This window comes from Sphingosinicella sp. (assembly GCF_013911755.1).
Lineage (GTDB): Bacteria > Pseudomonadota > Alphaproteobacteria > Sphingomonadales > Sphingomonadaceae > Sphingosinicella.
On sequence record NZ_JACESP010000010.1, the window covers coordinates 13,884 to 39,263 of the forward strand.

Annotated in this window: 32 protein-coding genes; 11 read left to right on the top strand and 21 right to left on the bottom strand. The window is 64.8% G+C overall.

Going from position 1 to position 25,380, the window contains the following annotated elements; translation table 11 throughout:
• Window positions 1–77: 77 nt before the first annotated feature.
• Window positions 78–1,526, top strand: a complete 1,449-nt coding sequence (locus H2052_RS08620) for a DEAD/DEAH box helicase (protein WP_293780233.1) — start codon at window positions 78–80, stop codon at window positions 1,524–1,526.
• 42 nt (window positions 1,527–1,568) lie between these two features.
• On the opposite strand, the gene H2052_RS08625 is transcribed toward H2052_RS08620, so the two are convergent.
• The gene (locus tag H2052_RS08625; RefSeq protein WP_293780236.1) at window positions 1,569–2,627 is read right to left on the bottom strand and encodes a hypothetical protein; all 1,059 of its coding nucleotides are present in this window, start codon (window positions 2,625–2,627) and stop codon (window positions 1,569–1,571) included.
• A gap of 156 nt (window positions 2,628–2,783) precedes the next feature.
• On the opposite strand from H2052_RS08625, the gene H2052_RS08630 reads away from it, so the two are divergent.
• Together H2052_RS08630 and H2052_RS08635 are read left to right on the top strand one after the other, a co-directional pair.
• Entirely contained in the window at window positions 2,784–3,308 is a 525-nt protein-coding gene (locus tag H2052_RS08630) for a DUF2061 domain-containing protein (RefSeq protein ID WP_293780239.1), read from the top strand.
• Window positions 3,305–4,576, top strand: coding sequence for a DUF4010 domain-containing protein (locus H2052_RS08635; protein ID WP_293780242.1), 1,272 nt, complete (start codon window positions 3,305–3,307; stop codon window positions 4,574–4,576). Before H2052_RS08630 ends, H2052_RS08635 begins: the two co-directional genes overlap by 4 nt.
• On the opposite strand, the gene H2052_RS08640 is transcribed toward H2052_RS08635, so the two are convergent.
• On the bottom strand, window positions 4,563–5,570 hold the full coding sequence (locus tag H2052_RS08640) for a DUF6607 family protein (RefSeq protein WP_293780245.1): 1,008 nt from the start codon (window positions 5,568–5,570) through the stop codon (window positions 4,563–4,565). The two genes, H2052_RS08635 and H2052_RS08640, sit on opposite strands and share 14 nt — an antisense overlap.
• A gap of 17 nt (window positions 5,571–5,587) precedes the next feature.
• Entirely contained in the window at window positions 5,588–7,768 is a 2,181-nt protein-coding gene (locus H2052_RS08645; RefSeq protein WP_366484358.1) for a TonB-dependent hemoglobin/transferrin/lactoferrin family receptor, read from the bottom strand.
• A gap of 106 nt (window positions 7,769–7,874) precedes the next feature.
• On the opposite strand from H2052_RS08645, the gene H2052_RS08650 reads away from it, so the two are divergent.
• Genes H2052_RS08650 through H2052_RS08665 form a run of 4 tightly spaced genes read left to right on the top strand, consistent with a single transcriptional unit; the run spans window position 7,875 to window position 9,432 of the window.
• Window positions 7,875–8,312: an addiction module antidote protein gene (locus H2052_RS08650; protein WP_293780248.1), complete on the top strand. Its 438-nt coding sequence runs from the start codon at window positions 7,875–7,877 to the stop codon at window positions 8,310–8,312.
• 55 nt (window positions 8,313–8,367) lie between these two features.
• Window positions 8,368–8,532, top strand: a complete 165-nt coding sequence (locus H2052_RS08655; RefSeq protein WP_293780251.1) for a hypothetical protein — start codon at window positions 8,368–8,370, stop codon at window positions 8,530–8,532.
• Between the two features lie 58 nt (window positions 8,533–8,590).
• A complete protein-coding gene (locus H2052_RS08660; protein WP_293780254.1) occupies window positions 8,591–8,755 on the top strand; it encodes a Flp family type IVb pilin in 165 nt (54 codons plus the stop codon).
• 59 nt (window positions 8,756–8,814) lie between these two features.
• Window positions 8,815–9,432, top strand: a complete 618-nt coding sequence (locus tag H2052_RS08665) for a glutathione S-transferase family protein (RefSeq protein ID WP_293780257.1) — start codon at window positions 8,815–8,817, stop codon at window positions 9,430–9,432.
• A gap of 4 nt (window positions 9,433–9,436) precedes the next feature.
• On the opposite strand, the gene H2052_RS08670 is transcribed toward H2052_RS08665, so the two are convergent.
• Window positions 9,437–10,021 (bottom strand): TetR/AcrR family transcriptional regulator, encoded by a 585-nt coding sequence (locus H2052_RS08670; protein WP_293780260.1) that lies wholly within the window; start codon window positions 10,019–10,021, stop codon window positions 9,437–9,439.
• Between the two features lie 130 nt (window positions 10,022–10,151).
• On the opposite strand from H2052_RS08670, the gene H2052_RS08675 reads away from it, so the two are divergent.
• On the top strand, window positions 10,152–11,240 hold the full coding sequence (locus H2052_RS08675) for an amidohydrolase family protein (RefSeq protein WP_293780262.1): 1,089 nt from the start codon (window positions 10,152–10,154) through the stop codon (window positions 11,238–11,240).
• Between the two features lie 20 nt (window positions 11,241–11,260).
• Here the strand turns inward: H2052_RS08675 and H2052_RS08680 are convergent, their stop codons facing one another.
• A complete protein-coding gene (locus H2052_RS08680; protein WP_293780265.1) occupies window positions 11,261–12,274 on the bottom strand; it encodes an inorganic phosphate transporter in 1,014 nt (337 codons plus the stop codon).
• A gap of 12 nt (window positions 12,275–12,286) precedes the next feature.
• Complete coding sequence (locus H2052_RS08685) at window positions 12,287–13,393, bottom strand: DUF47 family protein (protein ID WP_293780268.1); 1,107 nt, start codon at window positions 13,391–13,393, stop codon at window positions 12,287–12,289.
• 159 nt (window positions 13,394–13,552) lie between these two features.
• On the opposite strand from H2052_RS08685, the gene H2052_RS08690 reads away from it, so the two are divergent.
• The 3 genes from H2052_RS08690 to H2052_RS08700 all read left to right on the top strand — a co-directional run bounded on the left by H2052_RS08690 (window position 13,553) and on the right by H2052_RS08700 (window position 14,908).
• Window positions 13,553–13,924, top strand: a complete 372-nt coding sequence (locus H2052_RS08690) for a metalloregulator ArsR/SmtB family transcription factor (RefSeq protein ID WP_293780271.1) — start codon at window positions 13,553–13,555, stop codon at window positions 13,922–13,924.
• Entirely contained in the window at window positions 13,921–14,412 is a 492-nt protein-coding gene (locus H2052_RS08695) for an SRPBCC family protein (RefSeq protein ID WP_293780274.1), read from the top strand. The genes H2052_RS08690 and H2052_RS08695 overlap by 4 nt, the downstream gene beginning before the upstream one ends.
• Before the next feature lie 82 nt (window positions 14,413–14,494).
• Complete coding sequence (locus H2052_RS08700; protein WP_293780277.1) at window positions 14,495–14,908, top strand: CHRD domain-containing protein; 414 nt, start codon at window positions 14,495–14,497, stop codon at window positions 14,906–14,908.
• A gap of 3 nt (window positions 14,909–14,911) precedes the next feature.
• Here the strand turns inward: H2052_RS08700 and yghU are convergent, their stop codons facing one another.
• From yghU to H2052_RS08775, 15 genes are all read right to left on the bottom strand, one after another.
• The gene (gene yghU / locus H2052_RS08705; RefSeq protein WP_293780280.1) at window positions 14,912–15,787 is read right to left on the bottom strand and encodes a glutathione-dependent disulfide-bond oxidoreductase; all 876 of its coding nucleotides are present in this window, start codon (window positions 15,785–15,787) and stop codon (window positions 14,912–14,914) included.
• Between the two features lie 71 nt (window positions 15,788–15,858).
• Window positions 15,859–16,410: a cytochrome b gene (locus tag H2052_RS08710; RefSeq protein WP_293780283.1), complete on the bottom strand. Its 552-nt coding sequence runs from the start codon at window positions 16,408–16,410 to the stop codon at window positions 15,859–15,861.
• Between the two features lie 124 nt (window positions 16,411–16,534).
• Window positions 16,535–16,717: a DUF1508 domain-containing protein gene (locus H2052_RS08715; protein WP_293780286.1), complete on the bottom strand. Its 183-nt coding sequence runs from the start codon at window positions 16,715–16,717 to the stop codon at window positions 16,535–16,537.
• 64 nt (window positions 16,718–16,781) lie between these two features.
• On the bottom strand, window positions 16,782–17,387 hold the full coding sequence (locus H2052_RS08720) for a heme exporter protein CcmB (RefSeq protein WP_293780289.1): 606 nt from the start codon (window positions 17,385–17,387) through the stop codon (window positions 16,782–16,784).
• Window positions 17,384–17,941 carry a heme ABC exporter ATP-binding protein CcmA gene (ccmA, locus tag H2052_RS08725; RefSeq protein ID WP_293780292.1) on the bottom strand — a complete coding sequence of 186 codons (558 nt, stop codon included), beginning with the start codon at window positions 17,939–17,941 and terminating at the stop codon, window positions 17,384–17,386. The genes H2052_RS08720 and ccmA overlap by 4 nt, the downstream gene beginning before the upstream one ends.
• Before the next feature lie 33 nt (window positions 17,942–17,974).
• Complete coding sequence (locus H2052_RS08730; protein ID WP_293780295.1) at window positions 17,975–18,454, bottom strand: hypothetical protein; 480 nt, start codon at window positions 18,452–18,454, stop codon at window positions 17,975–17,977.
• A 69-nt stretch (window positions 18,455–18,523) separates the two neighbouring features.
• Window positions 18,524–19,054: a PEP-CTERM sorting domain-containing protein gene (locus H2052_RS08735; RefSeq protein WP_293780298.1), complete on the bottom strand. Its 531-nt coding sequence runs from the start codon at window positions 19,052–19,054 to the stop codon at window positions 18,524–18,526.
• A gap of 180 nt (window positions 19,055–19,234) precedes the next feature.
• On the bottom strand, window positions 19,235–21,304 hold the full coding sequence (locus H2052_RS08740; protein ID WP_293780301.1) for a prolyl oligopeptidase family serine peptidase: 2,070 nt from the start codon (window positions 21,302–21,304) through the stop codon (window positions 19,235–19,237).
• 65 nt (window positions 21,305–21,369) lie between these two features.
• Window positions 21,370–21,651 carry a hypothetical protein gene (locus tag H2052_RS08745; protein ID WP_293780304.1) on the bottom strand — a complete coding sequence of 94 codons (282 nt, stop codon included), beginning with the start codon at window positions 21,649–21,651 and terminating at the stop codon, window positions 21,370–21,372.
• A 27-nt stretch (window positions 21,652–21,678) separates the two neighbouring features.
• Entirely contained in the window at window positions 21,679–22,008 is a 330-nt protein-coding gene (locus H2052_RS08750) for a DUF1508 domain-containing protein (RefSeq protein WP_293780307.1), read from the bottom strand.
• Between the two features lie 133 nt (window positions 22,009–22,141).
• Window positions 22,142–22,399, bottom strand: a complete 258-nt coding sequence (locus tag H2052_RS08755; protein WP_293780310.1) for a hypothetical protein — start codon at window positions 22,397–22,399, stop codon at window positions 22,142–22,144.
• Entirely contained in the window at window positions 22,396–22,620 is a 225-nt protein-coding gene (locus tag H2052_RS08760; protein WP_293780313.1) for a hypothetical protein, read from the bottom strand. Before H2052_RS08760 ends, H2052_RS08755 begins: the two co-directional genes overlap by 4 nt.
• 303 nt (window positions 22,621–22,923) lie before the next feature.
• A complete protein-coding gene (locus H2052_RS08765; protein WP_293780316.1) occupies window positions 22,924–23,130 on the bottom strand; it encodes a cold-shock protein in 207 nt (68 codons plus the stop codon).
• A 205-nt stretch (window positions 23,131–23,335) separates the two neighbouring features.
• Window positions 23,336–23,632, bottom strand: coding sequence for a hypothetical protein (locus H2052_RS08770; protein ID WP_293780319.1), 297 nt, complete (start codon window positions 23,630–23,632; stop codon window positions 23,336–23,338).
• A complete protein-coding gene (locus H2052_RS08775; protein WP_293780322.1) occupies window positions 23,629–25,281 on the bottom strand; it encodes an ATP-binding protein in 1,653 nt (550 codons plus the stop codon). Before H2052_RS08775 ends, H2052_RS08770 begins: the two co-directional genes overlap by 4 nt.
• Window positions 25,282–25,380 lie beyond the last annotated feature (99 nt).

Here is a 25,380-nt window from a genome sequence, read left to right on the forward strand (position 1 = left end):
GGTCGTCACGACACCGCACCCGCGTCCGCGCGCCAATTCCGGCAGCGCGGCATGGGTCCGTTTATTGAAAGACTGAAATGACCGATTTTCTCCAGTTCGGCCTTGGCGAGCGCATCGAAAAGGCGCTCACCGAAGCGAACTACACCGTCCCGACGCCGATCCAGCGTCAGGCGATCCCGATCCTGAAGCAGGGTCACGATCTCCTCGGCATCGCGCAGACCGGCACGGGCAAGACCGCGGCGTTCGCGCTGCCCTCGCTCGATTACCTGTCGCAGACGTACAAGCCGCTGAAGTCGCGCGCCGCGCGGATGCTGGTGCTGGCGCCGACGCGCGAGCTTGCCAGCCAGATCGCCGAATCCTTCCGCACCTACGGCAAGTTCCTGCGTCTCACCATCACCACGGCGTTCGGCGGCGTGCCGATCGGGCGCCAGGTGCGCGCGCTGCAGCGCGGCGTCGACATCCTCGTCGCCACGCCCGGCCGTCTCATCGATCTCGTCGATCAGAACGCGCTCGATCTCTCGCAGGTCGAGGTGTTCGTGCTCGATGAAGCCGACCAGATGCTCGACCTCGGCTTCATCCACGCGCTGCGCCGCATCGTCCGCATTCTGCCGAAGAAGCGCCAGTCGCTGTTCTTCTCGGCGACCATGCCGCCCGCGATCGCGGAGCTTGCCGCGCAGTTCCTCACCAACCCCCAGAAGGTGGAGGTGAAGCCGCAGGCGACAACCGCCGAGCGTGTCGCGCAGCATGTCATCCACGTGAACGCGTCCGAAAAGCAGGCGCTTCTCACGATCATGCTCCAGGATCTGGGCGCGGACATGGATCGCGGCCTTGTCTTCTCGCGCACCAAGCACGGCGCTGACCGCGTCGTCCGCCACCTGAAGGGTGCGGGCATCGCCGCCGAAGCGATCCACGGCAACAAGTCGCAGCCGCAGCGCGAGCGCGCGCTCGGCCTGTTCCGCTCGGGCGAGGTCAAGATCCTCGTCGCCACCGACATCGCCGCGCGCGGCATCGACGTGCCGGGTGTCAGCCACGTGTTCAACTTCGAGCTGCCGAACGTGCCGGAGCAGTATGTCCATCGTATCGGCCGCACAGCGCGCGCCGGCCGCGAGGGCATCGCCATCGCACTGGTATCGGACGGTGACGAGCGAAGCTACCTGCGCGACATCGAACGGCTGGTCCGTCAGAAGCTGGAACCGATGCCGTTGCCTGAGAATTTCCTCACCCGCGCCGCCGCGCTCGCGAAGCCGGTCGCTCGCACCGACGGCAACAGCGGCGACCAGCGCGGCTTCTCGCACGGCGAGCGTCGTGACGGCCGCCGCGACGGCGGTCATCGCGGCGCGCCCGCCCATCGCGGCGAGCGCTCCGGGGGTGAACGCTCCGGTGGCGAGCGCCGCGAAGGCGCCGACGGCCAGCGCCGTCATTTCGGCGCGCCCAAGCCGAAATATTCGGCGAAGCCCGCCCACGGCGGCGGCAACGCTGGCGGTCGCGGCAATCCGGGCGGCGGCCAACGCCGCCAGGGCCGCTAACCCAACCTTCCCTCTCCCCATCGGGGAGAGGGACCAAAAACCCTATCGGTTTCTGTTCTGATAATCCTCGCGCACGCGCTGCGCGAGCCGTCCGCTCGCAATATCGTCATAGCTCGCGATGTTATTGGCCATGCTTTCGGATTGCTGGCGCGCCACGCCTTCCATGTCGCCTGCGTACTGCGGCAGGAAAAACCAGTGCTGCGCGGGGTGGGCGCTGTAAAGCGCGCGGAACTTCTCGATCAGATCGCGCTCGGCGATCAGCCGGTCGCGCTGCGCCGCCGCGCCGCGCTGGTTCATGTCGGGGATGCGGACGGGCTTCGGCCGCATGATGTCCCACCACGCGAACGGATAGTCGGGATCCAGCTTCTGCGCCTCCGCGGCCATCGCATCGCCTGCTTCGCCACTCGGCGCAGCGCGCGCGGCGACCACCATCAGCGAGACATCGCCGGTTTTCCGCGCCAGCGCCTGCATGTCCTCCACCAGCTTGGTGCGGCCGGTAACCGCATTGCCCGCGTCGAAATACAGCTGCGCGGCGTCCAGCTTCTTCGGCGCATATTCGGCATACAGCGCCTGCATCTCGGCGAAGGCCTTCGCCGGATTGCGCTGCATCATGTGATAGATCCAGGCGTTGTTGAAATGGTCCGCGGCCGATTCGGGATCATCGATAATCATCTGCGGCTGCGCCATCGCATGAAGGTCGCCCACCTGATCGCGGATCACCGCAGTATCTTCCTTGATGAGCCCGAGCTGTCGCCCGACAGCCTCGGTCGCGGACTGGCCCTGCCCCACCAGCATCAGCAAAAGGAACGCCGCAGTCGCGAACAGGCCGAAGCGAAACGCGTCGCACGGTGCGCACTGCACAACCGCTTCCACGGCGCCTTCGTCCGCTGCGTTCACGATGAACGCGCGCTGCAGGCAGAGCAGCGCCGCGATGCCGGTGATCACCGCAAAAATCAGCACGAGCACGTCGGCGGATAGAAATTCCGCGAAGAAGTTCACAAGATCGCCGAAGAGCCCCACTGCCCCGCCGATGATCGCGAAGAGCGATGCCTTCGCCGGCCAGATGATCCGCTTGACGATACCGATGCGCGAGTCTGACATGCTCCACTCCCTCGAATGCCGCGTCGTTTCCCAGCCATAACAAGCGCGTAACGGTGTATCCACCCCTTGCCGAAGCCTTGTGTCGGGATTTTCGTGCTTTCTGCGTCGCGGCGCTATGCTAGTGGGCCGTTGGGTGCAGGCGGTTACGGGAATGCGATGGCGGTAAGGGAAAACAGCGCGAACACGCCCGTCCATGCGCACGAGAGCCGCGCCCGTAGCCTCGCGAAGGCGGTCTCGTGGCGCTTCGTCGGCACGCTAGACACGCTGATCCTGTCGTTCCTCGTTCTCACCTTCCTCGCGCCGCTGCTCGGCGCGCGCGAAACCGCGACGCAGGCGGATAATCTGCACACAGCGGGCTACATCGCGGTAGCCGAGGTGATCACGAAGACGCTGCTTTATTTCCTGCACGAACGGCTCTGGTCGCGAATGCATTGGGCGGTGCGGACCGACCGGCACGGGCGACGCATCGAAGGTTTGCGCCGCAGCGGCTCGAAGGCCGCAAGTTGGCGCGTCCTCGCCAGCCTCGATACCGCGCTCCTCGCACTGCTCTTTACCGGGCATCCGCTCACGGCGCTCACCATCGGCGGCGGCGAGGTGGCGACGAAACTGATCCTCTACATCTTCCACGAGCGCGTGTGGGACCGCATTCCCTATGGGCGCGGAGAGGACAGACACACGTGACCGACCTCGCCCCGCTCGCCGATCTCGGCATTGCGCTCGCGCTCGGCCTGCTCGTCGGCGTAGAGCGCGGCTGGAGCGCGCGAGGCGAACCCGCCGGCGGCCGCGTCGCCGGTTTCCGCACTTTTGGGCTGCTCGGGCTGCTCGGCGGCCTTGCCGGTATCATGCTTTCGGAAGCGCGGCTTCCGGCCGTGCTGCTCGTCGCCGCCGCCGCGCTGGCGCTTGTTGTCGGCTATGTCCGCGACATGGCGAAGGACAGCAATGCGAGCGTCAGCGCCACCACGACGATCGCAGCGCTCATCACGCTCGGGCTCGGCCTCCTTGCCACCACGGGCAACGTGCTCCTCGCCTCCGTCTCGGCCGGGGTGATGGTGCTGCTGCTCGCGATGCGCGAGGAACTGCACGCGTGGATCCGCGGCCTCACCGCCGCCGAGGTGAAGGCGGTGGCGCGCTTCGCGCTCATTTCCATCGTTGTCTGGCCGCTTCTGCCTGACGCCGCCTACGGCCCCTATAATGCATGGAATCCGCGCAACATCTGGTTCGTCGTCGTGCTCGTCTCGGGGCTGTCGTTTGTCGGCTACGTCGCGGCCCGGCGCTTCGGCGAGGTGCGCGGCACGCTCGCCACGGCGGCGGCAGGCGCGCTCGTTTCGTCGACCGCCGCCACCGCCGCCCTCGCCCGCCGCCTCGCTGCGGGCGACGATCCGCCCGCTCCGGCCATTGCAGGCATCGCGCTTGCAGGCGCGGTGATGATGGCGCGCACGCTCATCCTTGCCGCCGCCGTCGCCGGCTTCGTCGCGCCGACGCTGGCGTGGATCGTCGTGCCGGGAGGACTCGCCGCGCTCGCCGCCTCAGCATTCGTCATGCGCCACAATCTCCACACGCCCTCGCGCGCAGCGCCGATGACCTCTGCGAACCCGTTCGACATTCTCCCCGCGCTCGGCTTCGCCGCGCTCATCGCGGGCGCTTCGCTGTTCGCGCGCTGGGCGGAGGCGCGCTTCGGCGACGCCGGCCTCGGCGTCATCATCGCGCTCACCGGCACCTTCGACGTCGATGCCGCCACCGTCACGCTCGGCGCGCTGCCCGCAGGCAGTCTCGATCCCGTCACGGCGGGCGCCGTGCTCGGCATCCCCGTGCTGCTCAACACCGCGTTCAAGGCCGCGATCTGCATCGCCCTCGCCGGCTGGCGCAAAGGCTGGGCGGCGGCCGCGACGCTGATGTTCAGCTTCGCGGCCGGCGGCGCGGGCCTTGCTGCGCTGGTTATTGCCGGGTAGCGACCTGCGGCGGCTCAGCCGTCGCCTCGGTGATGAGCTTCCGCGCCTCGCTGATCGCTGCCGCCTCCTTCAGCTTGCCGCTGTTCACTTCGTCGGCGATTTCCAGCAGACGCCCGGAAATGACGGTGCCGGTGTCGGCCTTCTCGGCGACATGGATGCCGCCACGCTTCGCCGCGACCTCATCCCAAAGCCTGCGCACCGCTGCCCAATATGCCTTCGTCTTCGCCCAGTAATCGTCTGCCGCCTTCACGTTGTAGCCGTCGAACTTCGTGTAGGTGTTCAGCACATATTCCTGCACGATCGGGCGCAGCTTGCCGTTCTCCTCGGCCATCTTGGTGTTGTCCTGCCAGTGGATCCAGCCCGTGGGTGTCGGCTGGTGGCGATTGATCGAGAAGTAGCGGTCGTACACCGGGTTTCGTACCGCGTCGCGCCGCGCAAGCGGCCGCCATGTCCAGTTGGAACGCCAGCGGCGGATGCCCGCCTGCGTCTCCCACTGCCCCCACCCGGCATAGCGCGGGCTGTCGTCCACCTGCCACACGGTCTGCGACCAGCGGCCCGCGCGCATCCGCTCGGGCACATCTTCCCACACCCAGTTGCCGTCGCCTGCGTAAACCAGAACCTTCGCAGGCTCGTAATCCCAGTCCTGCCGCCAGTGCTTGATGATGAAGGGCTTGTCGTTCTCGTCCTCCACAACCAGCAAATGCTGCAGCACGATGCGGCGGCCGGTATCCTCGATCACGCGCACCACCTCGTGCCCACCCGATCTTTTGGGTTCGAGCGGCGTGTAGTCGGTCGTCCACGGCGTCGATTCCTGCATTTCGAAACGCACGCGGTAGTTCCCCGCCATCGCCAGAATGTCGGCCCGGTCGGCGTCGAATGACGCCTTCTCGGCGGCGGCGGTGCGCTCCGCCACGGGCTTGTCGGCGAGCGCGGGCGAAACGGCGATGGCGAGCGCGAAGAGGCTCGCGCCGAGGGTCTGGTAGATCGGTTTCATGGCTTTCATCCTTGGGTTTAAAAGCGGAACGTCGCGGAGACGCTCGCGTTGCGTCCGGGCTGGGTGTAGGCGTCCTTGATCGCGGAGCTGTCGGCGACGCCGCGTACGTCGCTCCACCAGGCGTATTTCCTGTCGGTGATGTTGAAGATGCCCGCGCGCAGCGTGATCGCCTCGCCGATCCGCACGAACGCGGTCGCGTCGAAGATCAGGAAGTCGCCCGGCCGCCAGCAGGCGCTGCTGCACGCGCCTTCGGCATCCTTGATCGATTTCTGCGCGCCGAACGTCGCGATCACTTGTCCGCCGAACCGGCCGCCCGTCTCGCGATAGCCGAGCCCGGCAACCACCTTCAGCGGGTCGATCGTGTCGAGCGGCGACTTGACGCCGTCCTCATTGGTCAGCGTGCCATCGGCGTAGCTGACGGAAAGCGTACCGGTGAAGCCGCCCCGCTTCACCTCAAGCTTCGCTTCCGCACCGTCCACCTTCGCCGCGTTCACGTTGACGAACTGGTAGATCGCAGGGTCCGCGGGCGTGAAGCTTCCACTCACCATCTTCTGCAGGATGAAATCATCGAACTTGGCGTGAAACACGCTCGCCTCGAAGCGCACGGCCTCGCTCGTCACACGGAAACCGCCTTCGATGCTCTCGCTCTTTTCCGGCCCAAGATTCGGGTTGGGGATCGAGGTGTAGCCCGATGCGAGGTTCGAGAAAAACTGGTTCACCTGGCTCGGTTCGGGCGCCTTGAAGCCGCGGCCATAGTTACCGAACAACCGCACCGCCTCGCTCAGCTTCACAACCGCGCCGACCTTTGGCGACACGCGGGAATCGCTTTGCCCCGCGCCCGCGAACCCCGGCAGCAGCGGATCGTCCTTGGGCGAGAGTTTGTAGTGATCGAAGCGCAGCGCCGGGAACAGCGTCACGACGCCGTCCGCGAAGCTGATCTCGTCGCCCACATACAGGCCGGCGAGCGTGTAGTCGGTCACCGGGAACGCCCGCGTCGGATAGGTTTCGCCGAACGGCGGCACCGTGCCGCCGCGCACGCCCTTTTGCCGCGTTTCGCTGATGTCGCCGCCGAAGCTGACGCGGTGTTCGATCGCGCCCGTCGAGAAGCCCGCGCGGAATTCCGCCGAGGCCCCGATCACGCGGTTGTCGAACGTGTTGAGCCGGGTGCGATCCGCAGCCGGGGTGCGATCCTCCTCGGTATATTGCCGGTCCTTAGCGTCCTGCCAGTAGGCGCCGACGCGCGCATAATCGATTGCGCCTGCGCCCGCCCACGTCCAGTCGGCGGCGGCGCGAACGCGCTTCCCCGTGTCCCACGCCTCCAGCCGCTCGACCGTGGCGCTCCGCCCCGAAAGCACGTTCGCATAGAGCGACGTGTCGACGTATTCCCCCGTCAGGCGCACCGTGTGTCCGCCGCCCGGTTCCCACACCAGCCGCCCGAGCAGTGCGTCGGATTTGCCATCCTGCGGGTTCGGCGTCGTACGCAGCGATCCCAGCCGGTCGTCGGTGCCCTTGTTGTCGAGTTCCTTGTAGTCGCGCCGCGTGTAGGCGATCATGCCGGAGACCGCGCCGCCGCGTGCGGCAAGGATCGCCGTCTCGCCGAACTCCTCGTCCGCCGAACTATAGCCGCCGCGCACCAGCCCGCCGACACTCTCGCCGTCCTTCAGAATGTCCGAAGGATTGCTCGTCACGAAACTCACCGCGCCCGAAAGCCCGTCGCTCCCGTAAAGGGCCGAGGCCGGACCGCGCAGAATCTCCACCGATTTCACAAGTCCGATGTCGACATAGTCGCCGCGCCCCACGCCCTGCGCACCGAAGCTGAAACCGTCGGGCACGCGCACGCCGTCCACCTGGATGAGCACGCGGTTGCCGCCGATGCCGCGGATCGTGAAGCCCTCGTTGCCCGCACGGCCCGTGGTGCCGAGCGCGGCGCCGAAGCGTGCGGGCGCGCGGCGCACCGAAACGCCCGGTTCGAAGCGCACGAGATCCTTGATGTCGGTGACGAGCGCGTCGGCAATGCGCTGTTCGTCGATCACGGTCACCACCGCCGGCGCATCATCGATCGAGATCGGGCTGCGCGTCGCCGTCACCGTGATCGTGCCGTCATCGAGCGCCGCCGCGTCCTCCGCCGCCTGCGCCGCACCCACGGACATTCCATAGCAAAGAGCAGCCGCCAGCGCGGCCCGCGAAGTTGAAATCACTGCTACCCCCAAAAACAAATGCCACTGTTGATAATGCAATTGATTCTCATTAGAATCGATTCTCGATACTTGTCAATGAGACGCATGTGCAATTTATGGAGCCCGAATGACGAACCCGCTTGAGGACCTGCTCAGAAAACCCGATCTGCGCGATCTCGCGCGCACCCCGACGCACATGGTGATGGGCACGCGACTGGTGGTGATATGCCAGCGTGCCGGCCACGACCCGCGGGACGCGCTCTCCGAACGCCTCGGCAGCCCCCTCGCTGCGACGCAGTTGCTCAATGCCGTGCAGATCGTCGGCGATCACTGGCCGGATTGTTTCCTGATCAGCCCGCCCTGCTGCCGGGGGCTGGGGCCTGACGAGATGGCACTTTCGGCAATGACGGCGGCGGCGGCGGCAAACGACCGGCCGCGCTTCGACACCGCCTGCCGTGAAATGCTGGACGCCGAGGCGCGCGACGCGACCTATGCGGCGCTCAGCGCCTTCGCCCGCGCGCTCCCGCCGCGCGCGACAGCGCCGGCCTGCACGCGCCAGCCGTAGTTGTCAGCGCCGTCCCTTCCGCTTTAGGATCGCCGCCTTTGGGGGGAGAGGCGGAATGCAGGATCATAGCCAGATCGGTGGACGTCCGGCCGCGGCGAAGCGGAGCAACACGCGCCGCCTCGTCGTTACCATCCTGATCATCGTGGTCGTCGCCGCCGTGCTCGGCTATTTCGTCGTCGATATTCTCGAGACCGCGACCCGCGCGATGAAGGGCGGGTAACACTTCGGCAACCCGCGCGCCCGATACCTTGTGCCTGCAAAAGCAGTGGAGCGGATCGATGCGTATCTTTCGCCGTCTTCTCGTCAGCCGCAGGGGCGCGACCGCCATCGAGTACGCGCTCGTCGCCGCGCTTATATCGCTCGCCGCGATCATCGCCTTTCAGACGCTCGGCCTCTCGCTGGTCGATGTGTTCAGCAGCATCACCAATGCCATGACAGGCTGATCGACACGCGCAATTGTTCCTGATATGTTCCCTTCGTTCCGATTCGAAGGGGAAGGACGATGACCGATCTCGTGCTCTACACGAACCCGATGTCGCGCGGCCGCATCGCGCGCTGGATGCTGGAGGAGGCAGGCGCGGATTACCGCACCGAAATCCTGGAATACGGGACCACGATGAAGGCCCCCGAATATCTCGCCATCAATCCAATGGGCAAGGTGCCCGCGATCCGCCACGGCGACACGGTCGTCACCGAGTGCGCCGCGATCTGCGCCTATCTTGCCGACGCCTTCCCGCAGGCGAATCTCGCCCCCGCGCCGAAGGATCGCGGCAGCTACTACCGCTGGCTGTTCTTCGCGGCAGGTCCGCTCGAAGCCGCGATCGCGGACCGCACGCTCGGCGTCGAGGTCCCCGCCGACAAGCAGATGATGGTTGGCTACGGCACCTACGGCCTCGTCGTCGATACGCTCGAAAAGGCCGTCTCCGCAGCGCCGTATGTCGCGGGCGACACCTTTACCGCCGCCGACGTCTATATCGGCTCTCACATCAGCTGGGGCATGCAGTTCGGCACGCTGGAAAAACGCCCCGCGTTCGAAGCCTACTGGAAGCGCCTCGAATCCCGCCCCGCGCATCTGCGCGCCACCGAACTCGACGACGCGGACATGCCGAAGCAGGGCTAGGACGCTATCGCGGTTTGAAGAGGCGTTCGATGATCCCGGCCGCCTCTTCCGCCGCATCCTCGGCCGATTGGCCCGAAAGCGCCGCGAGCCACGACATGCCGATGCCGACCGCCGCGATGGTCCGTACCATCTGTTCGGGCGTTCCGGCGATTTCGGTCCCGCTCGCCTTCACCAGCGCCTCCACCATCTGCCGCTGCTCGGCGAGGTTGCGTTCGATCACGGGCCGGATCGCCGCGCGCAGATAATCCGCCGAAAGCGCCGCCGCCATGAGGTGAAGCATGGCGCTGTCCAGTTCGGCGGAGCTGAGCCCGGTCGGTCGCTTTTCCTTCATCAGCCCCGCAAGATATTCGGCCCAGTCCCTCGGAGCCGGCACCGCTGTCTCGTGCGTCGAAAAATGCTCGAGCACAGCGACGACGAGTTCTTCCTTGCTCGCGAAGTAACGGTAGATCGTTCCCGCGCTCAGCCCTGCGGCCTTGCGGATGTGTTCGATCGACGTTCCTTCCACGCCGTGGGCGCCGATGCACGCAAGCGCTGCCTGCAGAATACGCTCACGCTGCGCTGCCATATGGGCAGAGTCCCGCTTCGGCATAACTCTCCTGCGTGTCCGTTCCCGTGCTGGTAATGCGCACATATTATAATGAACAGAAATTCATTATAGCTTGACGATGCTTTGCGCAGCGTTGAATGAATATCAATTCATTATGCGAGGAAGCGGTATCATGATCGGGACAAGGCGCATACGGGCGGGAAGCGGCATGGTGCTCGCAGCGACACTTTTGTTCGGCGCCGGTGCGCTTGCGGAGCCGGCCCCGCGCGCCGACCATCATATGCATATCCAGAGCGCGCTGATCACGGATTGGCTGGACGAAATTCAGAAGGCGATGCCCGGCGCCTTTGAGGGTCTTTCCGGCGACATCTTCAAGATACGCATGGGCAGCGATGCCGTGCAGGAGCTTGATCGCGCGGGCATCCGGCGGGGCGTGCTGCTGTCTGCCGGCTATATGTTCGGCTTCTCCGCCATCCCGCTCGCACCGGAGGAAATGGCCCGGCGGATGCGCGCCGAAAACCGCTTCAACGTCGATCAGGCGCTGGCGTCGAACGGCCGTCTCGTCGCGTTCGTCGGCATCAATCCGTTTCTCGATAACGCGCTCGGTGAACTCGAATACTGGGCGCACCAGCCCGGCGCTTCGGGCGTGAAGCTCCACCTCGGCAACAGCGGCCTCGATCTCGGCAAGCCCGATCAGGTCAAAACGCTGGCCGCCTTCGTCGCGGCTGCCAGCAAGGCGCGGATGCCGCTCGTCGTCCACCTGCGCGGCGCGGCGCCATTCACGAATGCGAACATCTCAACGTTCATCGACACGGTGCTGTCAGAGGCGGGCGATCTCCCCGTGCAGATCGCGCACGGCGGCAGCTTCGGCGGCATCGATGCCGCAACCCTGGAAGCACTTCGCCTCTATGGCGAGGCGATAGAGCGCAAGGCGCCGGGCACCGCCAACCTCGTGCTCGATATCTCTGCCGTCGCCCAGCTCGATCTTTCGAAGCTCCCCGGCGTTCCCAAAGACAGCATTGAAAGCCGCACCGCCGACGAATGGCGCGCCGCCTACGTCGCCCAGATGCGCAAGATCGGCCTCGACCGCTTCGTCCTCGCCAGCGACTGGCCCGCACTCACGCCCCCGGCTGAATATTTCGCCGCCGAGCGGAAGGCGCTTCCGGTAACCGACGCCGAGTGGGCAGTGCTTTGCGAGAACGTGGCGCCGTATCTGGACGAGAAGTGGCGGGGCTATAGGCTGGAAGTCGCCAAAGACTGACCAGCGGGCCCCTCCCGCCCCTAAAACAACCGCGTGATCATATAGAAAATCGCCCCCACCGCCGCTGATGCGGGAATGGTGATGAGCCACGCCATCACCACGTTCTGCGCGACGCCCCAGCGCACGGCGGAGGCGCGGCGGGCGGTGCCGGCGCCGACGATGCAGCCGGTGATCGTGTGCGTCGTGGAGACCGGGATGCCGAGAAGCGAGGCGGTGAACAGCATCACCGATCCGCCTGCCGACGCGCTGAAACCCTGGTGCTGCGAGAGCTTGGTGATGCGCGATCCCATCGTTTCGATGATCTTCCAGCCGCCCGAAAGCGTGCCGAGCGCGATCGCGACGTAGCAGCTGATCGCCACCCAGTGCGGCACGTGGAATTCGCCCTGCAGATAGCCGGTCGAATAGAGCAGCACGGTGATGATCCCCATCGTCTTCTGCGCGTCGTTGAGGCCGTGGCTGATCGAATAGGCGGCGGACGAGGCGAGGTGCAGATAGCGGAAGCCGCGTTCCGCCCCCCGCGCGGTCGCGTCCTTCATCGCCCAGCTCGTTGCGAGCATGACGAACATCGAAAGGATCATGCCGAGCAGCGGCGAGAGCACGATCGCGATCAGCGTCTTGTTGAGCCCGCTCCATTCGATGCCGGACATGCCCGCGTGCGCCACGCCCGCACCGATGATGCCGCCGACGAGCGCGTGGCTCGACGAGGACGGAATGCCCTTCAGCCACGTGACGACGTTCCAGAACATCGCGCCGATGAGCGCGCCGAACACGACGGCGGGCGTCACCATATCCTTGTCGATCAGGCCCTTGCCGATCGTTTCGGCGACCTTGTGCAGTTCGGGGAAGATCAGGCTGAGGAAATAGGCGGCGAAGTTGAACACTGCCGCGAAGGCCACCGCCTGCACCGGCCCGAGCAGGCGGGTCGCGACCACCGTGGCGATCGAATTCGCCGCGTCATGGAGCCCGTTCAGAAAATCGAACGCCAGCGCGATGAGGATGAGGCCGACAAGCAGCGGAAACGCGAGTTCGTGCATCGTTTCGTGTCGTCAGGCGTGATCGATGACGATGCCGTCGATCTCGTTCGCGACATCCTCGAGCGCGTCGACGATCCGCTCGAGATGCTTGTAGACTTCGCGCGAGACGATGAAGCGCAGCGTATCGCTGGCGCCGTAATCCTTGAACGCCTTCTTCACGCCGATCGCGTGAATCTCGTCGGCATGGCCTTCCATGCGCACCAGGCGCTCGGTGAGTTCGTGAAGCCGCTGGCCGTTTCGTGCCACGTCGCGCAGCAGCGGCATCGCCTCGGCAACGAGGCGTGCGCCGTCCACGATGATCGCGGTCATGTCGCGCATTTCCTGCTCGAAGTCGTTCACCTCATAGAGCGAGATCGCCGCCACCGTTGCCTGCATCTCGTCGATGGCGTCGTCCATCGCGCCGATCAGGCTGGTGATCGCACCACGGTCGAACGGCGTCAGGAAGGTGCGGCGCACCGTGTGCAGCACCTCGCGAATGATGTCGTCGGCGTCGTGCTCGCGTTCCATCACCTCGCGGATATGATCCTCGGCCGACGAACCGTTTTCAAGGAGCCGCGCCAGCGCGTCCGCCGCCGCAACCACGGTCATCGCGTGCGCCTCGAACAGCTCGAAGAAGTTGCCCGTCTTGGGAAGCAGACGCTGGAACCAGGCAAACATGTGGGGGATCCTCGATTTGTGGGCCACGGCCGTCAGCATCCCGGTGCGGCGGGCGGCGGCATTGAATTCGGATGCGCCGAAGGAGCGGATGAGATCGCTGAGGTCACTCTCCTCCACCGCGTCGGCGGCTTCGGCAAGCGTGAACCAGCGCCGTTCGCGCTCGCCCTGCTCCTTCCAGTTCTCCAGTTCGCGCGTCACCGCGAGCGGGAAGACGTCGACGTCCACCATCAGCGACGCGCCGTTGCTGCGCCGCTTGCGGTAGCGATAGGAACCGAGCGGCGTCGGGCACACCGCGCCGCGCACGCCCGCCTCTTCCTCCGCCTCGTCGGCGGCAGCGGCGTGCGGCGCCATTCCCTTGGTGACATTGCCCTTGGGGATCACCCAGCGCCGGCTGCTCCGCGAGGTGACGAGAAGGATGCGCACGGGCGCATCGATCGCGGGTCCCTCCGATCGATAGGGCAAGGCGGCGATCTGACGAATGAAATGTCTCCGAGGCTGCGGCAGCGACAGTTTTGTGACGGTCTGATGACAGATTTTTTAACCCGTGCAAGCGTGACACAAACACTTAGGATTTGACCTAAGTATTTCGATGCCCTATGCACACCCTCGAAAGGAGCTTTGATGATCCCGGGAATGCACACCGCGCCGCCGCCGCCGCCACCGCCTGCGGTGATCGACGGCATCTTCCGCGCACTGTCGGACCCGACGCGCCGCAGCGTACTCGAACGGTTGAGCGCGAAGTCCGCCTCGGTCAGCGATCTCGCGGCGGACTACCGGATGGCGCTGCCCTCGTTCGTCGCGCACCTCCGGGTGCTCGAAGGCGCTGGGCTGGTGCGTTCGAAAAAGGAAGGGCGGGTCAGAACCTATGAACTCGCCCCCGAACGGCTTCAGGTCGCCGAAGACTGGCTGGGCAGGCAGCGCACCATGTGGGAGCGCAGGCTGGACCGGCTCGATGCCTATCTGCTGAAAATGAAGAAGGAGAGATCCGAATGACGTCCAACCTGTTCCCGTTCACTCCCGATCCCACGCTCGACCTCGTGCTCGACCGCGAGATCGACGTTCCCGTCGAGCTCGTGTGGGAGGCGTGGACCAGCCCCGAGAGCATCAAGGAGTGGTTCTGCCCGAAGCCGTGGTCGGTGAGTTCATGCGAGATCGACCTGCGCCCCGGCGGCCGGTTCAACACCGTGATGCGCTCGCCCGAGGGGGATGAGTTCCCGAACAGCGGCTGCTATCTCGAAGTCGTGCCGAACAAGCGCCTCGTTTTCACGGACACGCTGCTCCCCGGTTTCCGCCCTTCGCCGAAGCCGTTCTTCACCGCCGCGCTCCTTCTGGAGCCGACCGCGACCGGCACGCGCTACACCGCCATCGCCATCCACGGCAACGAGGAGACGCGCAAGCAGCACGAGGAGATGGGCTTCCACGACGGCTGGGGCACTGTCGTCGACCAGCTTGTCGCGCACATCAAGGCGTCGATGCACTAGGAACCAGCGGCGCCCGGAAGCGTTTCGGCGAACAGGGAGTCGCCGCCCGTTCCGGGCGGCGGACAACACGAGGAGAAACGCGATGCGAACGGCTCTGGCACTTCTGGGCGCCGCAATTGTCATCACACCGGCTGCGGCCGCGCCCGTCACGATGCAGCTTCATCTGACCGGCGCCGCCGAGGTTCCGGGCCCGGGCGACCCTGACGGCAAGGGCACCGCGAGTGTCACGATCGACGGCGCGAAGCCCGAAGTCTGCTACACGCTCGCCGTCAGCGGCATCGATACCGCCACGATGGCGCATATCCACAAGGGCGCCAAGGGCGTCGCCGGCCCGCCCGTCGTCACGCTCGATGCCCCTGCGGAGGGAACGTCGAAGGGCTGCGCCAAGGCCGAGGCGGATGTCGTCGCGGCGATTCTCGCAAAGCCCGCCGACTATTACGTCAACGTCCACAACGCCTCGCATCCGAAGGGCGCGCTGCGCGGCCAGCTCCGCTAGCGGCTACTGCGCCGCCAGCTTGTCGGCGGTCTTCGTTTCAAAATCACTGGCATCGTGCCGCTCGCGGAGTTGTTCCTCGAGCGGCCCGGTGGCGCGGTTCACGATCCGCCCACGCCGCACGCCCGTTCGCGCGGCCAGCTGCTTGGTCCAGCGCTGCACGTGTTCATATTCGTGGGTGGAAAGGAACGTCGCGGCCTCGCCATAAAGCTCGCCGCGCAAGAGACCGCCGTACCAGGGCCAGATCGCCATGTCGGCAATCGTATAGTCCGCGCCCGCGATATATTCGTGCTCCGCCAGCCGCCGGTTCAGCACGTCGAGCTGCCGCTTCACCTCCATCGCATAGCGATTGATCGCATATTCGATCTTCACCGGCGCATAGGCATAAAAATGCCCGAAGCCGCCGCCGAGGAAGGGCGCGCTCCCCACCTGCCAGAACAGCCACGACAGCGCCTCCGCCCGCGCCGCGCCGCTTGTGGGCAGAAACGCTCCGAATTTTTCCGCGAGATAGACGAGGATCGCCCCGCTCTCGAACACGCGCACGGGTTCCGCGCCGCTCCGATCGACAAGCGCGGGGATCTTCGAATTCGGGTTCACGTCGACAAACCCGGATCCGAACTGGTCGCCTTCCAGAATGTTGATCAGCCACGCATCATACTCGGCGCCCGAATATCCGGCCGCGAGCAGCTCTTCGAGCAGGATCGTCACCTTCTGCCCGTTGGGCGTGCCGAGCGAATAAAGCTGCAGTGGATGCTTCCCCACAGGCAGAACCTTGTCGTGCGTGGGCCCCGCGATCGGCCGATTGATCGAAGCGAACCGTCCGCCGCTCTCCCGATCCCATGTCCAAACCTCGGGGGGCACATATCCGGTCGGTTCGCTCATCGCTGGTCTCCTGTCTTGCGGAAGACCACAGGTAAGCACGCACGAACCGGTTCGCCACCCCCGGCGAAGCGTCAGCCCCGGCCCGGCAGCATCCTGAGGAGCGTGTTGTCGCGCATCACATAGTGGTGAAGCAGCGCCGCGGCGGCGTGCAGGCCGATCAGGTAATAGCCCACCTCACCGGCGGTCTCGTGGATTTCCTCGACCTGTTCGGCAAGCGCCTCGCTGGGCGACACGAGCGGCGGCAGCTCGAGCCCGAAGAAGGGGATCGGCTCTCCCTCTGCGCTCAGGATCAGCCACCCCGCAATCGGCATCCCGATCATGAAAAGATAAAGCGCCGCGTGCACGGCGTGCGCGGCTGCCGTCTGCCACACCGGCGGACGCGGGGCGATCGCAGGCGTACCGCCGGTCACGCGCGCCGCGATCCGGAGCGCGACGAAGATCAGCACCGAAAGCCCCAGCATGAAATGCAGCGACTTCACGAACTCGCGCGTCTCGCTGCCGCGTTCGAACAGCACGCGCATCTCGATCGTTGCGAACACGGCCGCCAGAAGAAGCAGCATAACCCAATGCAGCGCGACCATCGCCTTGCCATAGCGCGCGCCTGAAACCGATCCGTTCGTCATGATCTCACCCGTTCGATCTGCCCACCGACCACCGCGCTAGCACGCAGCCGCTGACACTTCGCTGACGGGGCGAGGAACGCGACCAGGCTATCGTCTGGCGGCGTGTGCGATCCTGCGGCCGACCTCAACCGTCCGAGTTGTCGACCACGTCGGCGCCGGGGCCGTTCTTCTTCATCGATTCGATGGCGTTCTTCGCGCTTGCCTTGCTCGAATAGCCTTCGGTCGTGAACATTTTTTCGGAATTATATTTGAAGGCGACCCGGTATTCGCCCGCCTTGTCCTTGGTGATTTCGAACGTGTACGCCATGCTCGTTCTCCCTGCCCGTTGACGCGGCTCAGCCTAACCGGAAGCGTCTGACGCGCAAGGCGATTCAGCCGTCGCCCTGCCGGAGCGCAGCCGCCGCGGCGAACGGCGCGAATGCGGTAACGACGAGGCTCGACGCCGCGAGCAGGCGCAGCTCTCCGGCGCTGCCGAAAATGAGCACGGGAAGCGCGAGCGGCAGCACGATGAGCCCGGCAAGCGCAGGCCCGCCGCGCGCACCTGCGACGAGTGCGGCGGCCACCAGCCCCAGCCCGGCGAGCGCGGGCGTGCCGAGCGCAAGGCCCGTGACGAGCGCGGGCACATCGGCGTTCAGCATCGCCCCGCCGATCACCGCCGCGACGAGCAGCGCAGGCGCGAAGCCGAGCCAGTGCGCGATGAGCCGCGCCGCCATGATGGTTTCCACCGCGATACCGCGCACGCGGAGCTGATCCATCGTGCCGTCGGCGACGTCCTCGGCGACGAGCGTCCCCACCGGCAGCAGCGCCGCGAGCAGCGCCGCCACCCACAAGCTTCCCGCGCCGACGCGCGCGAGCAGGGCGGCATCCGGACCGATGGCAAACGCGGTCATGCTCGCAACCATCAAGAAGAAGACGAGTGGAATGAGCCCGCCCGCGCCGATGTCCACGCCGCGCGAGACAAGGCGCCAGAAGCTCACAGCGCCAGCTCCCGCGCGCCGGGCACATCGGTCTCGCCGTGCGTCACCACGATCGCGCCTCCGCCCGCTGCAAGATGGTCGCCGATCGCCGCCGACAGGGCCTTCGCATTCGCCGCATCGAGCCCCGCGCCCGGTTCGTCGAGCAGCCACAGATCCGCGCCCGAGGCGATGACCCGCGCCAGCGCCGCGCGTCGTTTCTGCCCCGCCGAAAGCATCCTGACCGGCACGTCGCCGAGCGTTTCCAGCCCCAGCGCAAACCGGGCCTGCGCCCCGTCCATCCGCGCCCACCAGCCGAGTTCCTGCCCAAGCGTGCGTCCCGGCTTCAAAGCGTTCTCATGCCCCAGCCAGGCGATTTTCGCCGGGTGTTCGATGCGCCCCGCCGCGGGCGGCAGCAGCCCGGCGAGGCAGCGCAGCAGGCTCGATTTGCCGCTGCCGTTCGGCCCCGTCACGCGCAGCGCCTCTCCGGCAGCAACGGCAAGCGAAAGATTTTCGAACAGCAGACGCCCGCCGCGCACGCAGGCGAGATTTTCGGCGCGGATGAGCGTGTCCCCCATGCCTTCCGCCCTAACGGCTCGCGTCTGCGCGCGCTACTTCTTCTTGGGTTTTTCAGGCTTGCTGCGCACGGCCCCCGTCTCGCGCAGCGCGGCCTCGACGCCCGGCACGGCGAGCGCCTGATAGGCGCATTCGCCCACGGTCCAGCCATAAGGCGTCTGCCGGAGCGCCGTCACCACCCGGGAGCCGGCGGGGGCATCAATGCGACCCCAGTCGTCGGTGTTCAGGATTTCGTGCCGCGTGGGCTTGCCGGGGCCGGGCCAGATGTCGATTGACTCCGCACCCTTGCCCTTCAGATACTGGATCACCTCGATGCGCTGGAACAGCGTACCGTCGCCGCGCGGCAGCTCGCGCACGATGCCGTCGATCACCAGAGCTTCGCTCGCCAGCAGGTATTTCGCGGCTTCGTCCGCATCCCGCTGCACCAGGATCGGGAGCACGCAGCGCGCCGCAGCCGATCCGCTGAACCCGGCGACCGCCAGCAAGGCCGCAGCCGCCAAACCACGCTTACGCATTACGACCCCTCCGTTTTCCCTTTTTCGGGAGTGTACCACAGCGGAGAGGTCGTTGCGATTCCGCATCGACTACGTGCGACGCCGGCGACCAAGCGCAAGCCCGGCGAGGCCGAGCCCGAACAGCGCAAGCGCCGCCGGCTCCGGCACATCCGCGGTCGGGGTTTCGATAATCGGAAGCACCGTCGCGGTTTCAGGAACCGCAGCGGCCCAGACGCGCACCGCGTTCCACGTTTCGGCGACACCCGAAAAGCGATCCTCGATGCCGGTATAATATTCGTTCAACACCCAGTCCGCACCGCCCGTGCCGAACACCACGACTTCGGTGAGATATTCGCCGAAGTCGTAGACGAAGCTGTCGATGCCGCCGAGTGCGAAGTCCTCGGCGTGCCACGCGTCGCTGCCGCCGGTCCAGAACGCCGAAAAGTCGGTCAGCTCATTCGCGGTCAGGAAGCCGTCGAGGTTCAGGTCTTCGCCCGAGAAGCTGCCGCTGACGCTGGCGCCGTCGTCATAGTCCTGCTCGAAGTTGAAGCTCACCGGCGCGGCGTTCGCGCTGCCCGCGATCAGCATGGCGGCGGCGGAAAGGAAGAAAGCGCGTTTCATGTTCGGTACTCCTGTCTCAGATCTCGAAGCCGACGACTCAAGAACCGTGCCAGTTGCGGAGTTCCGCCATCTTAATGATTAACGCGCATTCCCTCTGTAAATACCGCCGACGCTTCGCCGTTCATGTTCCTGAATAAATTCAAAATACTTATGGTTAATAGAACGAATCCGTAACAATATTCAGCGTTTGCCAATCGTTTCAGAAAAGAACGCCGCCTGATCGTGCCATAGCTGCTGCCACGCCGAGAAGCGGATCAGCCCGTGGGACTCACCGGGCAGCAGCACTGTGCGGACGTCGACACCCTGCCGCCGCAGCTTCTGCGCAAGGTCCACCGTTTCGCGCACGTCGACGTTCATGTCGTTGTCGCCGCTGAACAACACCACCGGCGAGCGCCAGCCCGCCACCGCGCCAAGCGGCGATGCCGCGAGCGCCGCCGCCTTGTCCGCCTCGCCCACGCCGAAGAACTCGCTGGGGTTCAGATGCCCCGGCACCGGCGAGGGCCAGCTCCAGTCGAACACGCCGTGGATCGCTGAGCCCGCCGCGAACACGTCTGAATTGCGCGCCAGCGCATGTCCGGTGAGCAACCCGCCGTAGGAGCCGCCCCAGATGCCGATACGCTTCGGGTCCACGTCGGCGCGCGCGGCGAGCCAGCGCCCCGCGCCCAGCACATCATTATATTCGGACGCCTTGCGCCACGCCCGCCCCGGCGCCTCGCGGAAATCGCGCCCATAGCCGACGCCCGAGCGGTAGTTGAGCGCGAGCACGACATAGCCCATCTCCGCGAGCCGCCGGTTCATCGCATAGTCGTTCGCGTAATATCCGCTGAAGTGGAACGCCGGGAACATCTGCCGCGTCGGCCCGCCGTGCACGTAGACGAGCGCCGGGTGCGGCCCCTTGCCTTTCGGCAGGAACAGTTGCCCCGGCACGCTCTCTCCGTCCGATGCGGTAAGGCGCACCTGCTGCGGCGCGGGTGCGGCGAAGCTGTGGCGGTAGCCGTAATCCGCGGGCGTCTCCGCATAGGCCACCTTGCCCGTCGCGCTGTCCACGATCCGCAGCATCGCCGAATTGTCGGCGTCCGCCCCCGTCACCGCGACATGCCGCCCGTCGCCCGCCGCGCTCGCCAGCGCCAGCACGACGTCTTTCGTCTCCACCGCGCGTTCGCGCCCGCTGGAAACGGTGATGAGCGAGGCCTGGCGCGTATCGAGATCGCGGCAGTTGTGGATGACGAACAGCGTATCGGGCGCAGCAAGCTCGCTCTCCGCGACTTCGCATTTCTCCCCCGTCAGCGCACGCACCTTGCCGCCGCTCGCCGCATAGAGCCGCGCCCAGCCGTCTTCCTCGGCGCGGAACACCACGGTCTTGCTGTCGGACCAGCGCAGCAGCCCTTCGTCGTCGTCGGAGATGTAGGAGCCCCCGCGCGGTCCCGATTGCCACAGCGTCTGCGCCTTGCCGCCGCTCGCCGCCACCGTCTCCACGGCGACCGGCTGGTTTTCGAGGTTGTCGTAGGTCACCGTATGCTCGCGCCCCGGCCAGCGCAGGTACGCGACCGATTTGCCGTCGGGCGAAAGCACGGGGTGGCTCAGCCGGTCCGCGCCTGTCACCAGCCACGCCACGCGGTCGCTGCCGAGCGTATGGCGGCCGAGGAAGGACCAGCCGCCGCGATCCTGCACGAAGAAGAAGCTCTTGCCGTCCGCCGCCCACGCGCGCTGCGCGAAGGCCGCGCCGCCGCGCACAAGCATTTCCGGCTTCGCATCAGCGGCACCAACGGCCACGGCCCAGAGGTCCGCGCCGTTCCGATAGACGAGCCGCGATCCGTCCGGCGTGAATTCCGGCGAAGCGCCCTCGCCGATCTTCACCGGCGCCGCGCCGCCCGCGCTGGAGACGAGCCACAGCGTCGCCTTCGGTGGGGTCAGCAGGCTCGCAGGGTTATACCCGCCCGCCGCAAAGCCCGTCGTGAATGCCACGTAAGCGCCGTCGGGGGAAATCTGGATGCCGGTGATCGGCGTGCCGTCCACGTCGCTTTGCGCGTGGAGCGCCGTGCGCTTGAAGCCCGCGCCGCGCGCAGCGAAGAGCTGCGTCTTGTCGCCCTGCTGCACGGTCCACGCGAAAGCGCCCGCGCGCGATGCGCTGATTTCGGTCGCCATCGGGAAGGCGAGGAACGCCGTGTCGTCGGCGGCAGAGGCAGCGGACGCCGCAGCGAGCGCCGCGCCGGCAAGCAAGAAACGGGAAACGAAAGATGAAACGCGCATGACCGGGAGCCCTCCTGCTGAACGAAGGGGCGTGCGCCAGCGGCGCTATTCTCCCCTCGGGCGCTTTATGTCCCGATCTTATCCGAGCGCACCTGATTGGCAAATGCCTTTCCAGGCTTTGCGACGATCGCCCCGCCATCGTCGTCCCAGCGCATGAGCGAGAGTTTCGCCGCGTTAGCGCGCTGGCGGCGGTCCGGGAAGTGGCGGTGCGGATAGGCGTGGGTGTCGAGCGTGCGCGCCAGCCGGTGGATTTCCGACTCATACTGCGCGAGCAGGCGGGGTTCGATGGCGGCGTCGCGCCGCATGATGGCGATCTGCTCCTGGCGGAGGAGTCGGTTCAGGTCCATGAATTTCCCTTCAAGCGTGGCGAGCGGTCAGGCGTATTGCAGGGCGTCGCGGATCCTGGCGCCCGCAGCGCGCGAGCGGAGTGTGTCGACGGCGGCGCGGCAATCGGTTTCGCTGCGATACCCGGCGGCCTGCGCCAGGATCGTCCCGCTGGGCGCGCAGAAACGCCAGCGCCAGTCTCCGCCGCAATGGATCGTGGAGGTGAGGCTTTTCTCTTCCCCGCAATACACTTCGAAATAGCACACGGGTGCGAGGTTCAGCCGCAGTTCCGAATAGGTTTCGTCCGCGTCGTCGTTATCCGGTTCGCTGCCTCTGAATGAAGCCAGCGAAAATGTTTCGCGATTTGCATTTGAAAGCACACGATTTCTCCTGGATGAGCAAGCGGGAGCACGAAGTCCCCCAGTCACGAGACGCTTGCGGCCAGAAATCGGGTGATGACGACTCCTAGCATATTTTCGGGTTGGCGGCGAACGCCAATTGGGGATCTGGCCGTTATTTCGGCCGGTTTACGGTTTTCTGCTGGTCGGCCTTGTGGATACGGTCGAGCTCTTCGGCATCGACTTCAAAGGCATAGGCCTTCCCCCCGCGGCGCACGTAGAGAAAGGCGGAAACGCCCTTGGGGTCTCCGCCGTCTGCGGGAAGAACCGTGTCCAGCTCCACCTGATATTCGCCCGCGGGCAGCGTGCCGTCGATCCCGCTCAGGGTGAAGGCACGCGCGAAGGCCAGCGTCCGGCGTTCAGTCGCCGTCATTCTTCGGTGGCGGCCACCAGCTCGCGTTCCGCGTCGCGGGCGAGCTTGGCGGTCCGCACCTTTTCGCCTTCCAGCAGGTTTTTGGTGTGCTGCCGTGCGAGTTCGATCCAGCGGTCGCGCGCCAGGATCGCCTGTTGCCTCACGTTCGTCAGCACCGCCTCGGTGATGGCACGCTGGGCACTTGCGATCCGCTCCTGATAGAATTCCGTCTGGTCTTTCATGTGGAGCCCTTTCGCTGGAAGATCGGCGCTTAGCCGATCAGGTCATAAACGATCTGCCGAAGCTGCAGGCGCGTCAGCCCGGAGGGCTCGCGCCGCGTGCCCGTGGGGGGCGCTGTGTTCGGCAAAGAAGAAGCTGTGCGGCGCGCCGGGTTCCGGCGTCCGTTTGTCATTTGGGTTTGCATATCTGTCATTTGTCTTGGCCGCGCTGATCGCGGCATCATTGTGTTCTTGAAGCGTGTTCGCTTCGCAGTCGTGGGGCGGCCCGGCGAGTTTCGCCAGGCCTCCCGAACCCGTGAAGGGCTGTCAGGCCGATTTCAGGCTGACCGCACTCGTGCGGCCGCGCTGATCGCGCTCCAGCTCATAGCTGACGCGCTGGTCCTTATCGAGCGTCTCCATGCCCGCCATCTGGACGGCGGTGATGTGGACGAACGCGTCTTCGCCGGAGCCTTCGGGCGCGATGAAGCCATAGCCCTTCTGGGCGTTGAAGAATTTTACGGTGCCGATAGGCATAGTGTGTCTCAGTATTCAAATCGTGATCGTACCCGCGCACCACATGGCGGCGGGTGCCGAGAGGCCGGTGTTCTGAAAAGGGGTGCCGGAGCGCCGCAATCCGTCGCGCGCAACGTCAGCGAGACCTATATAGCGCATGTGGGGTTAATTTACAATGTCGGGGGATAGGCATGCCTAATATAAATTAGGCGGCTCTTCCATTGCTTCAGCCTTTAATAACAGCTTTGGTCAGCTCGCTGATCCGCGCATCAATGTCCACATCTGATACTTCAATTTTCAATTTATCTTGGATGAATTGGTGGCGAGCATCACTCTCCCGCAGGATCTCTGCCCACGTTTTGACCCAAAGCGTATAATTATTTCCCGTTTGCGCTACGCCACGCGCCCGATCGGACTGGTTGATTCGCGCTTCAACGGAGTCATCATATTCGCTGGTTATTAGAAAGAAATGCCACCGGGTACTAGTATGGCTGAAGTCCGGCTGCGTTCGCATGGCATTCATATAATCTTCAACCTGACAAGCTCTTTGCGACCAACCTTCAGAGAAGGGCGCTTCAGTTCGATCAGTAGATATTCACGATTGCCCTGCTCAGGACCCGGTACCACCCGCCCGAGAAACTGGTCCACTCGGCCGCGTTTACCATCTTGCTTGGTGACCTTTTCCTTTTTTCCTTTGCTACCAAGATCATGGGCGACACGTTCCATTACTCGAGAAAGTCCTGCCTCTGGCAAGGTAAAATGAAACTGCTCACCAAACAGCCAAGTGTTATCGCGAACTAGCGCATCAAGATGGCCGCGCTCTTTCACAGTTTGGCGGTACTTGGGTTCAAAAACCATGCTGCGCAGAATGGACAGCGTCGCTACACGATCAGCGATTAGACTCGAAGACGATATGATGTTTCCAAGTTCAGTACGCTGTAGCAACTCAGAAAACTCGTTTTGCTGCGCCTTAGGTAAATTGACGACTGCCCGGAGGATCGTCGAAAGTGCGTCTGGGTTGTGCTTCACCGCCTCCTTGAGAAAGGTAAGCGTCATCAACTTCAATGAGCTGTCAGCGCGAGCGAACTCGCGCGAGTGCGACGATACTGCATAAGTCGCAATATCGAAGACCTGACGCTCACGTTTCTCCACCTCGTCGCTGGGCTCTCCCTCGTATGGATACGCCCCTTGGTCCTTCAACTCTTGGATCAAGCCCCTCGAAAGATCAGCCTGTCGCTGCCGAAAATAGTCCTTCAGATCCGATCGGATATGTTCGAGAACATGCAGAAAGTCAGGATCGTTAATGCCTTCAAGGTCCAAGAGATTTGCGTCTGCAAGCTCGCGGAAGAAAGAGCTATATGCATAGGCTGAGTAGGTAAAGTTCGGCGCCGTAACGTAAGCGGCCTGTGAGCCAAGAACGATTCCGTTGTCTCCACCAAAGAAAATTTGGCGGCTTTCAGTCGGCGTACTCCACTCGATAACCTTAACACGAAGATCTTCAATAATTCTATTTGGACATACAATAGTACTTTGCGGGATATCGTGCGTCTTATGTATTGTGATACGTGGATCAACTTCGAAACCGTTAAAGTATATTCGTGCATCTGGATACTGTAGAACGTAAGGGGCGAAAATTGTACTGAATTGACGGAATGCGTCAGGGCTGTCTAGAATATCTAACGCCTCTTTCAGAGGCGATAGTTCAACTGTTGTTCCAATATCATCTTCGGTTTCGATCGCGTCGGCTCGATCACAATTTTCCAGATTGTTAGCCTGAATGGTCAGCGTCAACGCAGAGCGTTTTCCGTTTTTTTCTGACACACTCGTCCAGCGCGCGCGCCGGGCGAGCGAGAAGAACTTCAGCCGACCACGACCTTCTTTGCCATGTACCGCTCGCTCAAGCGCTTTCGTCTTTACTGTCGTGCGTTTGTGAGAAGCGCCTAGGTTGCTAAAATCATGATCCGCACGTTCCGGTGCGATCCCATGCCCATTGTCTATGATGCGGATCGCCACGATCCCGCCGAGTTCGTTTTTTTTAAGCTCTACCCGGACCTCGGTCGCGTCGGCGTCGAGCGCATTCCAGACGAACTCCGCGATCCCCTTGATAGGATCACGGGTGCTGGCATCCTTCTCGAGGAAGTCCTGTTTTGCCTGTAGGCTTAGGATCGTCATTCGTATTCCCACTCGTGATACGATGGCTTAGCCTGAGTAGTTAGATATCGCGAGAGGGAACGCTCGAAGTTTGACCGGGTGCGGGGACCTAAATCTCGA

Excerpts from the sequence above, each read along its gene's own strand:
- H2052_RS08660 (WP_293780254.1), top strand. The coding sequence starts at position 8,591 with ATGCGTATCTTTCGCCGTCTTCTCGTCAGCCGCAGGGGCGCGACCGCC.
- H2052_RS08680 (WP_293780265.1), bottom strand. The coding sequence starts at position 12,274 with ATGCACGAACTCGCGTTTCCGCTGCTTGTCGGCCTCATCCTCATCGCG.
- H2052_RS08620 (WP_293780233.1), top strand. The coding sequence starts at position 78 with ATGACCGATTTTCTCCAGTTCGGCCTTGGCGAGCGCATCGAAAAGGCG.
- H2052_RS08665 (WP_293780257.1), top strand. The coding sequence starts at position 8,815 with ATGACCGATCTCGTGCTCTACACGAACCCGATGTCGCGCGGCCGCATC.
- H2052_RS08670 (WP_293780260.1), bottom strand. The coding sequence starts at position 10,021 with ATGCCGAAGCGGGACTCTGCCCATATGGCAGCGCAGCGTGAGCGTATT.
- H2052_RS08730 (WP_293780295.1), bottom strand. The coding sequence starts at position 18,454 with ATGCGTAAGCGTGGTTTGGCGGCTGCGGCCTTGCTGGCGGTCGCCGGG.
- H2052_RS08765 (WP_293780316.1), bottom strand. The coding sequence starts at position 23,130 with ATGCCTATCGGCACCGTAAAATTCTTCAACGCCCAGAAGGGCTATGGC.
- H2052_RS08775 (WP_293780322.1), bottom strand. The coding sequence starts at position 25,281 with ATGACGATCCTAAGCCTACAGGCAAAACAGGACTTCCTCGAGAAGGAT.
- H2052_RS08745 (WP_293780304.1), bottom strand. The coding sequence starts at position 21,651 with ATGGACCTGAACCGACTCCTCCGCCAGGAGCAGATCGCCATCATGCGG.
- H2052_RS08675 (WP_293780262.1), top strand. The coding sequence starts at position 10,152 with ATGATCGGGACAAGGCGCATACGGGCGGGAAGCGGCATGGTGCTCGCA.
- H2052_RS08630 (WP_293780239.1), top strand. The coding sequence starts at position 2,784 with ATGGCGGTAAGGGAAAACAGCGCGAACACGCCCGTCCATGCGCACGAG.
- H2052_RS08755 (WP_293780310.1), bottom strand. The coding sequence starts at position 22,399 with ATGACGGCGACTGAACGCCGGACGCTGGCCTTCGCGCGTGCCTTCACC.
- yghU (WP_293780280.1), bottom strand. The coding sequence starts at position 15,787 with ATGAGCGAACCGACCGGATATGTGCCCCCCGAGGTTTGGACATGGGAT.
- H2052_RS08715 (WP_293780286.1), bottom strand. The coding sequence starts at position 16,717 with ATGGCGTACACGTTCGAAATCACCAAGGACAAGGCGGGCGAATACCGG.
- H2052_RS08710 (WP_293780283.1), bottom strand. The coding sequence starts at position 16,410 with ATGACGAACGGATCGGTTTCAGGCGCGCGCTATGGCAAGGCGATGGTC.
- H2052_RS08735 (WP_293780298.1), bottom strand. The coding sequence starts at position 19,054 with ATGAAACGCGCTTTCTTCCTTTCCGCCGCCGCCATGCTGATCGCGGGC.
- H2052_RS08770 (WP_293780319.1), bottom strand. The coding sequence starts at position 23,632 with ATGAATGCCATGCGAACGCAGCCGGACTTCAGCCATACTAGTACCCGG.
- H2052_RS08695 (WP_293780274.1), top strand. The coding sequence starts at position 13,921 with ATGACGTCCAACCTGTTCCCGTTCACTCCCGATCCCACGCTCGACCTC.
- H2052_RS08700 (WP_293780277.1), top strand. The coding sequence starts at position 14,495 with ATGCGAACGGCTCTGGCACTTCTGGGCGCCGCAATTGTCATCACACCG.
- ccmA (WP_293780292.1), bottom strand. The coding sequence starts at position 17,941 with ATGGGGGACACGCTCATCCGCGCCGAAAATCTCGCCTGCGTGCGCGGC.
- H2052_RS08650 (WP_293780248.1), top strand. The coding sequence starts at position 7,875 with ATGACGAACCCGCTTGAGGACCTGCTCAGAAAACCCGATCTGCGCGAT.
- H2052_RS08760 (WP_293780313.1), bottom strand. The coding sequence starts at position 22,620 with ATGAAAGACCAGACGGAATTCTATCAGGAGCGGATCGCAAGTGCCCAG.
- H2052_RS08740 (WP_293780301.1), bottom strand. The coding sequence starts at position 21,304 with ATGCGCGTTTCATCTTTCGTTTCCCGTTTCTTGCTTGCCGGCGCGGCG.
- H2052_RS08655 (WP_293780251.1), top strand. The coding sequence starts at position 8,368 with ATGCAGGATCATAGCCAGATCGGTGGACGTCCGGCCGCGGCGAAGCGG.
- H2052_RS08690 (WP_293780271.1), top strand. The coding sequence starts at position 13,553 with ATGATCCCGGGAATGCACACCGCGCCGCCGCCGCCGCCACCGCCTGCG.
- H2052_RS08625 (WP_293780236.1), bottom strand. The coding sequence starts at position 2,627 with ATGTCAGACTCGCGCATCGGTATCGTCAAGCGGATCATCTGGCCGGCG.
- H2052_RS08640 (WP_293780245.1), bottom strand. The coding sequence starts at position 5,570 with ATGAAACCGATCTACCAGACCCTCGGCGCGAGCCTCTTCGCGCTCGCC.